This is a genomic window from uncultured Gimesia sp., from assembly GCF_963976445.1.
Lineage (GTDB): Bacteria > Planctomycetota > Planctomycetia > Planctomycetales > Planctomycetaceae > Gimesia.
Map to the genome: position 1 here is coordinate 355,760 of NZ_CAXBKP010000001.1, position 12,194 is coordinate 367,953.

Sequence of the window (12,194 nt, forward strand, 5' to 3'; positions counted from 1 at the left end):
TTCAAACAAGGAAATGGAACTCATGAAATCGACGCTCGCTACTGGACTCATCGTTTTAATCGTTGTCTGTATTCTCAAGTTTGATTCTCCCGTTTCTTCACAGGCTCAGGTGAGCGCCCAGATGCCCCTAGAAATAGAACGCAAATCAGACCCGCTCTTTGTAGCGATTGAACATTTTATGGAGCAACGGAACAACAGAAAAAGACATTCTCCAAAAGCAGAACAACGCGAAAGAAACCCTGACCCTGAAACTGTCAAACTCCTAGCAGAAGGACCACACCTCTCTGTACGCCATCAGCAAGAACGGTATCTACACGAAGAACGACGTCACCAGGAAGCACGACGAGAGCAAGAACACCATCTTCAACAGCAGAAACATCGTATCGAAAATATGCATCTTGCAGCTCGGCATCTGAAGGAAGCCGGCATGCATGATCTGTCCCATCAGGTCCACCGCGAGGCCACAGAGCAGGAACACAGACTGCGCGAAGAAGCAGAAAGAGCAATGCAACACGATGCTCATAGACAGCAGTCGCATCAGGAAATTCACGAATTTTTGCATCAACTGAGAAATGAAGTACGCGAATTGAAACAGGAAGTGAACGAACTTCGGAAAATTGTCGCGGACCAGCACCGCAAACCTGAGATCGAAGAAGAGCAAATTCTACGTTAGCCCGAAGCAAACGTGTTAGGAATCGACATTTGCAACGTGTACCGTCACACAGTAAAATAAGACTGAGATGCTTCGCCCCTCAGTCTTATTTTTTACCTCACGGTCTATTTGTCAAGATTGAACTTGCTCATGGTTGATCCACTTTCGATCAAATGCCCTCACTGTTCCGCTGGGATTAAGATCAAAAGCAAATCCGCTTTCGGGGAAAAAGTGAAATGCCCGAAATGTGAGACATCTTTTGTCATTCCTAAGCCGATCAGCATTAAGTCTGCTTCCACCAGGAAGAAACCTCAACCATCTACTCTCGCAGATCATTTTGTCGATGAGGAACCAGATTCGTCGTCCGAACTATTTGAAGATGATTTTGATGACTGGGAAGACGATCTGGAAAGTGGGGCCACAGTCCAACCCAAGCCGAAGAAAAAGCATGTGGAGCCCACCCAAAGTGAGTATACAGAAAAACCCGGTTTCTCACTCTCGGATTATGGTTTCTCGCCTTTCATTACAGGAATATTTCTCTTTTTGATCCTGTTGAATCTAGTACTCTTTTTTGTATCACCGAAATTATTGATCTATTCTTTCAGTCTTTCCATATTGGTAGGAGTAAGTTTCCTGCTTGCAGGCGGGGTGGGACTTTTAATTGAAGCAGCAAAGGAAAGCGGAACGGAACTGATTCTCTGTCTGTTAGTCCCGTTTTACAATCTCTACTTTGGCATTTCACGTTTTGAATCCACAAAGAACGCCATTGCCGCGTACGTCGTTAGCGTGATGCTGATGATGGCGGTCTTATTTCTGTTTGCACTTAGTGGTGATGCCTTTCCCGATAAGAACCAGGATATTGCACATAACTCGCCCCCACCCAATATGGCTCGAACCATCAATGATAGTCCTTCCATAAGTTCAATTCCGTTTGGGAAACCCAGGAATCAGTCAGACAATAGCCCGACTGATTTAATACAGTCACACAGACCATCCAATACCACGGTTCCTCGGGCAGTGGGCTCCAGTCTTTCTCCGATTTCCAAATTTGATTTATCGGGTGTTAAACCGATGCTCATGTCTTGGCCTGCAGAAGGCATGTCTGGTCACAATGTTTACAGTGAAAGAGATACCTTCTCGAGTGCGAATGTGTTTGAGGCCTCAAATTTTGAAGGCTTTAGTAGCCAGAGTCCTGCTGGCGGTAATATGAAATTCCGAGTTTACCTCCCACCACGTATTGATCTTGCATCACCTGTCCCCTGCGTACTGGTACCTCCCGCTGGTTCAAATCTATTGAGTGGCATGGATATCGATTCTCGCGACTTGATTCCAAATCCAGAGCATGAGCCTTACATTAAAGCCGGATTTGCTGTCGTTTCCTTTTCCATTGATGGACATCTTGTAAATGGAGAGAGAGTGCAAGCAATCTTCAATTTCTATCAGCCTATAATGCGTTCAAAAAGAGCCAGGCAGGACTGGTTAACTGCCTGCACGCCTTTCTGGAAACGCAGGCCGTCATTCCGGGAGTCGACAAGAACAATGTTTTCATCGCAGGCCATAGCTCTGCCGGCACTTTGTCCCTGCTGTTTGCCGAACATTATCCGCAAATCAAAGGCTGTCTGGCGTATGCTCCTTCGGTCGACCTGGAACATAATTTCAAGCCACATCTCGCACAACTCAAGCCGGTTCTTCCAGGTGTGGAACACTTCATCAAAAAAAGTTCGCCAAATTCACACCTCAGTAATTTGACTTGCCCTGTGTTTTTATTTCATTCGCGGGAAGATCAGGTTACTTCTTTTGCGAATACACAAATATTTGCCAATCAGCTCAAACAACAGGGTACCGATGTAGAATTTGTTGCCGGTAATGGTGGGGATCATTACCAGACTATGATTTCCGAAGGAATCCCACTGGGAATTGAATGGATTAAAAAAATTGTTGCAATGTCCGGCCCAGCAACAACGCCTGACTCTCAAATGGCTGCTTCAGCAGGCAAACCTGTTGTTTCGGTAACAGCCGCAACGACTCCAACATCTCCTCAATTGCAGATTGATCTGACTCGTCATTTAGTGAAATATAAAATCAATGGATTTGATGATTTTTATACTAGAGTTTTGAAAGCTCAACCGATTGTCTGGAAGTCTGGTATTGAAAGGACTGTAGAAAGAGGCCTGGAAGATATTGTTCCCGAATATACGAAAGGATCTGTCCGTCTTAATTTGGTAGAAATGACTCTCAGCTTTGAGTATTTAGGAGAACTTCCCGAAGACATCCCTCAGAAATTTGCCGACAATATTATCACTCAATCTGTTAAACTAGACAGCCAACCACTCTCTATTGAAAAAGTCAGTCATGATCCTAACGCAACGCTTATGCAGGGTAATTTCCTGACATTTCGTATCCGCAATTTGAATCGGCTCCAATTAAACAGAAATGCCTCGACCAAAATCGTCGAAGTCAATCTCAAACAAATTAATCGCTACGTCCCCGATTCCCTGATTATCAACTATGATGAAAAATGGGCTTACTTCAAACTGAAAGGGGTCGGCGACAAATCAGAAGTCAAACGGGCTGCAATACGGGCATTCACTGCTGCAGGCCTGTTTGTGACTCCAGAAAAGATAAATCTCACTGAAACGGATCTGGCAAAAAATGGCACAACTGAAACGTCCAGCACCAAACCAGGAAGGGAGTCTGCTGCATCGAATACAAAACAGAAATTTGTCATTCACTATGGAGTCTACGGTGGCAACTCTCTCAAAATCAAAGATTCAGTCAAACGTAGTTTAAAAGGCTTCGTCTGGGTCGATCAGTCTTCGATTAAGATCAATCCTGATGCCAAAATGATCTCATTCAACAATCGAAGCGCCGTTGATAATGGTGCCCTGGAACGAGCACTCACCCGGAATAAATTCTATCAACTCAATATCACGCAAGAAGCGCTCCCGGAAGAAAAGTCAGCCCTAGATAAATCAGATTCAGCATCTGAAAAAACCGAAGCGAAAGCCGGTACTAAGTAAACCGACCTTCGCTTTCAAGATGCTGCTTTTGGATCAGGAAGACTTCACGATTTCCGAGATATCGATCAGATGTAACTGTCGCCCTTCATTTTTGTGGGAACTGTCGATACAGACATAACGTGCATCAGGGCTGAAACGGGGATGCGTATCAACGCGCCATTCGCCAGAATAAACCTTCGGCGAATGGAAGTGCCCCAGATCGATGCGTTTGCCAGAGGCAACATGATACAAATGAGGTGTCTGAATACGCTCTTTTCCTTTGGGGTAGGTATCATTCAAGATCCACTCATTGCCCGGCAGATAGGTAAGATGCCCCCCATTATCGAGCACCCCTTTCCCAACATGATTCAGTTCTGCGTCCGTCTCATCGCGAACCAGAAAATCACCCCAAGATCGACCATCGGCGGCAGATTTGGATTGTGTTAAAATATGCTTTGGATCTCGCCAGATGAAATGAGAGACATAACCATTATTGACGACAACACGCACATCACTTCCATCCAGATTGGCGGTGATCATCCGGGACAGCCATTTTCCATTCGGATACTGCCAGCGATGTAATGTAATGAATCGTGATCCATCCGGACTGTATAGCAGATGGTTAAAATAATGTTTGACATCATCTTGATTCCTGGGGATGGTGCCGGTTTTGGAAATTTCGTCCAATGAAAGAATCAATGTTGATTTTCCGGTTTCGAGATCGACTCGGAAAATCCCAGAATCCTTCGGCGCCAGATCCTTCACCTTCGGATCTGGAAAACCAGGATAGCCATAACCGGGACGCACATCCTGAATCCGCCGAAAATCGGGAGTCACCGCCGTCTTACCATCAGGGCTCACAGAATAAATGGGCGAAGGAACCGTGCGGCCCTTCCCGGTTTTCACATCCAAAATCCGGCTGACATACTGCCCGTCTTCCCGATCATTCCAGATGACAGTTGAATCCGACCCGGGCATCCATTGCAGCATGCACCCTTGCTGCCAGTTCCAGGCAGAAGATTCTCCCAGCTCAATCCAACGATCATTATCCTGAAGGTCGACCATGCCCACTCTAATGACATCATCCGCGCGGGGTGAGCGATGCTCAAACGCCACTTCCATACCGAGCACATAGCGGCTGGTCGGATCAAATTGCAATTTGTCGTAATAACCAAACCAGTGGTGCCGCGGCCCTTTGGTGATGACTCGCGTGGGAGGAAATTTTGCTCCGGCTGCGAACGCGGTTCCTGCCACAGCAGCAGCCCCCACACCATACAGCGTTTGTGCTAAAAATTCACGACGACTAAATTGATGATGTTCCATGGTTTTCATTTCTCAATATTGAACTCATATCTGGATCTTGTGAAGCAACTCACGATGTCTCTGCTACTCATTTAAAGCGTAGACATTTCAAGCGTAGAATAGTGAGATACGAAAATCAACCGGAAACCAAACAGACGCTGCAAACAGACCATTTTCCGTAGGACTCACAACCAGATATCAGAGACGAAACGGTTCTGATTTTGTGAGCCCCCACATGTTGCCACTTGATTTTTCATCACACGAATATCAAAAAGGGACAGACTCGCTCAATTCACTCTAAATTCAGATTTACAGTAACTTATTTTGAATCCTATTCGGTCTATAATACATCATTACATGTCGCTACACTTTCGTAAGCGGCATTGAGGGGAAAAGATGCCGCTTTCTGGTATTACAGGTAGTTGAGTTCTCTCTCATCCGCATGTCCCGATTTCAAATTGAGTCCTGAATTCCCAGGTATCACCACAGTCAGGTTCTGCCAGTCTTATGAACAAACCCGTCATTCACGACAATACAAAATTACTCGACCCGAGTGTTCCCGTAACAGATGAAGATGTTCAGCAGATCCTTTCCGGTATTGGTTTCTCCGATCAGGAACGCGCCCTGATCCGCTTTCGGGAATTGTGCACTACGCCTCGCATTCGTGAAGAGCTCACTCTGATCCTGCCCACCCTGTTACAGGCATTGACCGATGCAGCGACTCCCGATGGCTCATTAATCAATTTTGAACGCTTCATGCACAGTGTTTCACAACCGGAAGAGATGTTGAGCTTTCTCACACATAATCCTCGCGCGGTGGAAATCCTGGTCAGACTTTTTGTCGGCAGCCAGTTCTTGACAGAGATTTTGTTAAAGAACCCGGACTACCTGGAACGACTGACCCGTTACAATCGCATTGCAGAATTCAAAAGCCAACAGCAGTTTTTCTCTGAAGCAATGGCGGCCACGCGTCTGGAATCGACAACAACTGCCGAGAAGTTCAATATCTTACGTCGTTTCCAACGCTGGGAGCTACTCCGTATTGGCGCTTGTGACACCTTCGGTTTGATGGACCTCAAAAATATTACCGTCCAACTTTCGCTTCTTGCTGACGGGCTCGTGCAAACCTGCCTGGCCATTCTTGCGGAAGAGATGGAATTACCGCTTGACGATTTTGCCGTTCTCGCGTTTGGCAAACTGGGAGGTGAAGAGTTGAACTACAGCTCTGACATCGACCTCGTCTTTATCGCCGGAGAAGATTCGACACAATATTGGCAATTGGGGCAGCGGCTCATTAAATCATTAATGGAGTCTACGTCAGAAGGTTTCCTGTATCGAGTGGATATGCGATTGCGTCCCTGGGGACGATCCGGAGCACTCGTCACCACTGTCGATGCGTACGTGGATTACTTTGCCAAACATGGACGCCTCTGGGAAAAACAGGCCATGTTGAAAGCCCGCGTGATTGCCGGAAACCAGAAACTGGGTATCGATTTCTTCCGCCGAATTGAACCACAGATTTTTAACTGCGATCCCGAAGACGTCCGAAAAAATGTACTGGAGATGAAGCAGCGTATCGAAGCAGAACTCAAAAAGAAGGGGAAAGACTGGGGCGAAGTCAAATCCGGCAAAGGCTCGATTCGCGATGTCGAGTTCACGACGCAATATCTGCAAGTGGCCAACGGCGCAAAGTATTCTGCCATTCGCAGTATCAATACCCTTGATGGCCTTGTCAGACTGGTTGACCACGGCCTGATTCAGGCTGATGAATACCAGCACTTGACCAGTGGCTATGTCTTTTTCCGTAAAATCGAACACGCCCTGCAATTGATGCACTATAACCAGGAGCATCGTATGCCGACTGATGAGCGGGAACTGGCATACCTGGCACGTCGACTTGATTTCCCGGATGGCAACCAGCTGGTTCAATACTATGAACAACATCGCAAGGCTGTCAGAAGAATCTTTAAAAAGTACATCCACGCCCCATCCGAACAAAACACCGAACACCCCACCGCCGACGCGGAACAGGATAGCCATCTACTCGGTATGATGGCTGCTTCCTACTCCAAAGTGTTTAACGAAACGGAAATCGAAAAACACAGCCTGATGGCCAAAAAGCTGGGTGACTCGAATATTGTCGAACTCGAAACTGAAAAGATTCCCGACAATCAGCTGCGTCTAACGATGGTCGGCTTCGATCAGACCGGAGACTTATCTTTAATCTGCGGCCTGCTGTTTGTCTATGGCTTTGATATTCAAAACGGGCACCTGTTTACCAATCAGAAAGTCAGTTCTGCCAGATCGTCTCAAAGTCATTCTTCCAAAACAATTGAGAAGTCAAAAAGCACGCGGAAGTTTGTCATTGTGCTTGATGTCAAATTGCCCGACGAAGAGGTCCCCTCAACCGTCTGGGCAGATTACAAAGCGGATTTGACTGAACAGCTGAATAAAGTCGCTTCTGGAAAAATCCAGGAGGCCGTCGGCGAACTGGCTAAACGCGTTGCCGCAGCCCTGCGTGATTTGTCTCAAGCCAGCCAGGTGCTTTATCCGGTCGAAATTGAGCTCGATAACGAAACAGACAGCAGGCACACCATTCTGCGCATTGAATCCGAAGATACGATCGGCTTCCTGTATGAATTGACGAATGCCCTCTCTATGAGCGGCATTGATATCGCGCGGATGGTCATCAATTCAGAAGGCAATAAAGCAAGAGACGTACTCTATGTCTCTGACGATAAAGGCGAAAAAATCAGCTCTGAAGAGCAACAGCAGGGTTTGAGGGCGGCCGTTGTGCTCATCAAGCATTTTACCCACCTGCTGCCCCGCTCACCCAATCCAGAATCGGCGTTACTGCATTTTCGCGAATTTCTCGAACATCTGTTTAAACAGCCTAACTGGGTGGAAGAAATTTCTTCCCTCGAACGCACAAGCGTACTCAGCGCACTAGCCAGGCTGCTCGGCGTGAGCGATTTTCTATGGGAAGACTTTATACGCCTGCAGCATTCCAATCTATTTCCCGTTGTCACCAATGTCGAAGAACTGAAAAATCGAATCTCATTCGAAGAACTCAAAGCAGAACTCTCCCGTGATCTGGCACAGGCATCCTCTCTCGAAGAACAACAGGAACAGCTGAACGCCTTTAAAGACCGGGAAATGTTGCGCACAGACATGCGGCACATCTTAGGACACATTTCCGAATTTGGACAATTCTCGGAAGAACTGACAGACGTCGCAGAAGTCGTTGTCCAGGGCGCTTATGAAATCTGTAATCAGCAGCTCGAAGAACGTTACGGCGTTCCCCAGCTCGAATCAGATGGACCTTGTCGTATATCAATTTGTGCCTTAGGGAAATGTGGAGGCCGCGAGCTGGGCTTTGCTTCGGACATCGAGCTTATGTTTATTTATGAAGGCACAGGCCAGACAACAGGTCCAGAAGTTATTACCAACAACGAATATTATCTGAAACTGGTGGAAAAATTTTCCAAAATGATTAAAACCCGAAGTGAGGGGATTTTTCAAATCGATCTGCGGCTTCGCCCTTATGGGCAGGCAGGAAGTCTGGCTGTTTCGGCAGAAGCGTTCCAGAGTTACTTTTCGCATGAGGGAGCCGCCTGGCCTTATGAACGACAAGCCTTAGTCAAACTGCGGCCCATCGCTGCCAATGACGAATTTGGAAATGACATCGTCAGAACGCGTGATGACATTATTTATTCCGGCAAGCCATTCGACGTAGCCGCCATGTTGGCGATGCGGGAAAAACAAATCCAGCAGCTGGTAAAAGGAGGCACCATCAATGCCAAGCTTGGCGATGGGGGACTCGTTGACAGTGAATATATCATTCAGGGGCTGCAAATCACCTATGGACACCGCAATCCCATGCTGCGAACGACCAATACGCTGGAAGGAATCTGCGCTCTCAAAGAACTCGGATTGATTAGCCCCGTTGATTTTGAAAATTTACGGAATGCCTATATCTTCCTTCGGCGTTTAATCGACGCCCTGCGAATGGTTCGTGGCAATGCGAAAGACCTGACCGTCCCCCCTCAGGACCAGGAAGAGTTCGATTTTCTCGCCCGTCGACTCGGTTACGGTTCGCACACGGAAAAATTACAGAATGAGATTACGTCCACGATGGACTGTGTGCGCGACTTCAGCCGTCTACTTGATCCCATCAAAGCACTGACCATTCGCACAAACGGCTGAGTTCTCTTCTCGCACCCGAACCACTTTGGGGCCCCGTATCTCGCCCTCCTGTAGCATTCTGCCGGTGATGCTCCCATTTCTATACTCATTTTGATGACATTTTTATCAGTTTGATCTCATTTTCCAGTGCCACCTTTTAAACGATACAATCAGTAAACCCTACCTGTTACTAAACTTACGCCATATCTCCTGCAATTGGCATAATCGATGCTCTTTACCATTCCTTAGAAGCGGTCGAGAAATGAAGACCATTGGGTAATTTCTTTTAAGGAACAGAAAGATGAAAAGATTATTGATCGTTTGCGTTGCTGTAGCAGGGTTGGCATTCGTCGGAAACACTTCCACCGCCGAGGCAGGGGGACTCAGAGTCAACGTCAACCTGGGAAATGGCTACGGGTACTATGGGGGCGCTCGCAGCTACCGAAATTACAACCAAACACCACAATACTACGGAAGACGTCATTCCTACTGGCATGATACCAGCCACTATGACTATCACCCCGGCCAATTTAATCGCCATGGAAATCATTTCCACTATCAACCAGGGCACTACGATTTCCACCAGACAGGACACTGGGATGGTGGTCATCGTGGTCATCGTGGCCATCGTGGCCATCGCCATTAAGCGGAACACGCCTGTTCTTTAAAAGTGGCTCGATCAACCAGAGCAGGACTGAATTTCGGTCCTGCTCTGGCGATCAATGGAAGGCACTTCAGCTTATTTGGCAGTCGAATCCCACCAGGCTTCAGTGAGATTCAACAACTGCTGCAACTGAGCAGGATTCTCAGCGGCCTTGTTCGTTCGCTCGAATGGATCTTGGGAAAGATCAAAGAGTTCGGCTTTCTCACCGGTCAGTCGCGGATCAGGAAAAATGGCTTTCCACTTGCCTTCAATGCACCAGCGGTATTTCAAACTGGATGCCGGATCGTCGATATCGATCATATCGTGTTCATAGATATCACCGAAGATCGCCTTCCGCTCCGTTTTCCCCCCGTGCTTGATCACTTCCAGCAGGTTAATGCCTTCCATCGCTTTGGTGGGCTTCAGACCAACGGCATTCAGCAATGTCGGCGCCAGATCAATACTACTCACCAGGGTATCATATTCTGCCGGTTTGATTTTGTCTGGCCAGCGAATCATGATCGGCGTTCGGGTTCCCCCGTCATAAGGACTTCGCTTGGATTTCGGAGCATAACGAAAGCGGCGTTTCATTTTTTTCCGTTCCTGATCAGTCGCTGGGACATATTGAATCCAGCCATTATCAGTGACATAAACCACAATTGTGTTTTTAGAAAGGTCTTTTTTATCCAGGTAATCCAATAATTGACCGCAGGTCTCATCAAACCATTCACACATCGCATAATAGTACGACAATTCGATCGGCAGCTCAGCACTGCGATACTTATCCAACAGTCGCTTCGGCGGATTATGTGGAGTATGAGGCAGGAAAGGAGCATACCATACGAAAAAGGGATCCTGACCACAGTCATCCAGAAACTGATAGACGGGCGCCATGCCTTCACGCCCGACTTTCAATCCCAGGTCTCCATGGCGGCCTCCTCGCTTGGGATCACCGTGAGTCATCCCCGATGTAAATCCTGCGTTAGCGGGATTACCTTCCCACCATTTCCCGGACTGGAAGCTTTGATAACCCAGCTTGCCCAGCATCGTCGGCAGGCAATCTACGCTACGAACATGCTTCAATAATTTCTGTCGATCCATTCCCTTAGGCGGATCATTGCCGGTAATTTTATGCTGGCAGGGATAGAGGCCGGTGATCATCGTCATCAAACTGGGTCGGCACAAACTCGTCGGAACATACCCGCGTTTAAACACAGCACTTTCCGACGCCAGTTTATCCAGTTGTGGTGTTTTAATATGCTCATGGCCCATGAAACCATAGTCATTCCAGGACTGATCATCTGAAATAAGCATGACGATATTCGGACGACTGGTCTTCGAATCTGCCTTCACAAGATGACGCGAAGTAAAGAAACACAGCACAAAGATCAGAATGGGGAACAACTTTCTTAATGCACTCACATTTAACTCCTCTAATCGAAAGCGCGATCACATAGGGAATCTGGGAAAACCTTAACGATACTGGAAAAAGGAAGCGGCGTTTGTGGTGATGATCAAAATCTAAAGTGGAAAATTCACATCGAATTATTTCGAAATATTTCTTTTAAACACCCAACGACCAACCTTATAATAACGTACTGATTTGCAGAGAAAATATACACACACAAAAACAAGTTCTATCTATCCTACCAACTACTTCACTAAGATCAACTTCCAAAACGACTTACAGCCTAATTAGTCTTCCCCCCCCAAGGAACACTGCACACAACATCACCAATCAAACTCTGATCCAAACATGATTAGAGGAACCTGATTTTTTCAAATGTAGCATTCTTGATTCGAGCAGCTTGGAGGCGTTGACAGCACGGAAACTGATAATTCTAATATAGAGATAACAGCAAAAGCATATTGATTAACAAATTGAGTCTTTGTGATACGGGGCAACCACTTACTGAGTTTTCAGGTTGGCTCTAACCTGAATTTCAGAAGAATAAATGTCACTTACTTTTTAGAAGAATATGAGGAATTTTATGCGGAAACTTATGAACGTGAAAACAGCTTTAATGCTAGGATTGGCCATCGCCGGTTTTTCCCTGATCAGCTCTGCAAATAAAGTTGAGGCACGCCCTAACTTTAAAAAGATCTGGGCAGAAACTTATCCCGGTTCCAAAATGCTGGTCGCCAAGAAATGTGGTGTCTGCCATCCTGGAAAAACGAAAAAAGAGAAAAATGACTACGCCAAAGCAGTTGGTAAAGGTCTTGGAAAACGGAAGCAGACTGACAAGGAAATTATCATCAAAGCATTGAAAAATGCAGAAACAATGCCCAGCCCAGTAGAAGGCAAAACATTTGGTGATTTCATCAAAGCAGATCAGCAGCCACCTTCGAAAAAAGCGGAATAGAACCGACCGCTATCGCATCCCTTAACGGGTTGTGAAAATGCAATATTCAA

The 12,194-nt window shown here is 46.7% G+C and carries 7 protein-coding genes; 5 read left to right on the forward strand and 2 right to left on the reverse strand.

Features of this window, described 5'->3' with window-relative positions; genetic code table 11:
* The first annotated feature begins 22 nt into the window (after positions 1-22).
* Together AAC022_RS01400 and AAC022_RS01405 are read left to right on the forward strand one after the other, a co-directional pair.
* Complete coding sequence (locus AAC022_RS01400) at positions 23-673, forward strand: hypothetical protein (protein WP_339727269.1); 651 nt, start codon at positions 23-25, stop codon at positions 671-673.
* A gap of 1,496 nt (positions 674-2,169) precedes the next feature.
* Positions 2,170-3,672, forward strand: coding sequence for a prolyl oligopeptidase family serine peptidase (locus tag AAC022_RS01405; protein ID WP_339727646.1), 1,503 nt, complete (start codon positions 2,170-2,172; stop codon positions 3,670-3,672).
* 33 nt (positions 3,673-3,705) lie between these two features.
* On the opposite strand, the gene AAC022_RS01410 is transcribed toward AAC022_RS01405, so the two are convergent.
* Positions 3,706-4,974: a hypothetical protein gene (locus AAC022_RS01410; protein ID WP_339727271.1), complete on the reverse strand. Its 1,269-nt coding sequence runs from the start codon at positions 4,972-4,974 to the stop codon at positions 3,706-3,708.
* A gap of 486 nt (positions 4,975-5,460) precedes the next feature.
* Between AAC022_RS01410 and AAC022_RS01415 the strand changes: the two genes are divergently transcribed.
* A complete protein-coding gene (locus AAC022_RS01415; RefSeq protein WP_339727272.1) occupies positions 5,461-9,159 on the forward strand; it encodes a glutamine synthetase adenylyltransferase in 3,699 nt (1,232 codons plus the stop codon).
* A 280-nt stretch (positions 9,160-9,439) separates the two neighbouring features.
* Complete coding sequence (locus AAC022_RS01420) at positions 9,440-9,784, forward strand: hypothetical protein (RefSeq protein WP_339727274.1); 345 nt, start codon at positions 9,440-9,442, stop codon at positions 9,782-9,784.
* Between the two features lie 93 nt (positions 9,785-9,877).
* On the opposite strand, the gene AAC022_RS01425 is transcribed toward AAC022_RS01420, so the two are convergent.
* A complete protein-coding gene (locus tag AAC022_RS01425) occupies positions 9,878-11,203 on the reverse strand; it encodes a sulfatase (RefSeq protein ID WP_339727275.1) in 1,326 nt (441 codons plus the stop codon).
* Between the two features lie 581 nt (positions 11,204-11,784).
* On the opposite strand from AAC022_RS01425, the gene AAC022_RS01430 reads away from it, so the two are divergent.
* Positions 11,785-12,144: a hypothetical protein gene (locus AAC022_RS01430; protein WP_339727277.1), complete on the forward strand. Its 360-nt coding sequence runs from the start codon at positions 11,785-11,787 to the stop codon at positions 12,142-12,144.
* The last annotated feature ends 50 nt before the right edge of the window (positions 12,145-12,194 follow it).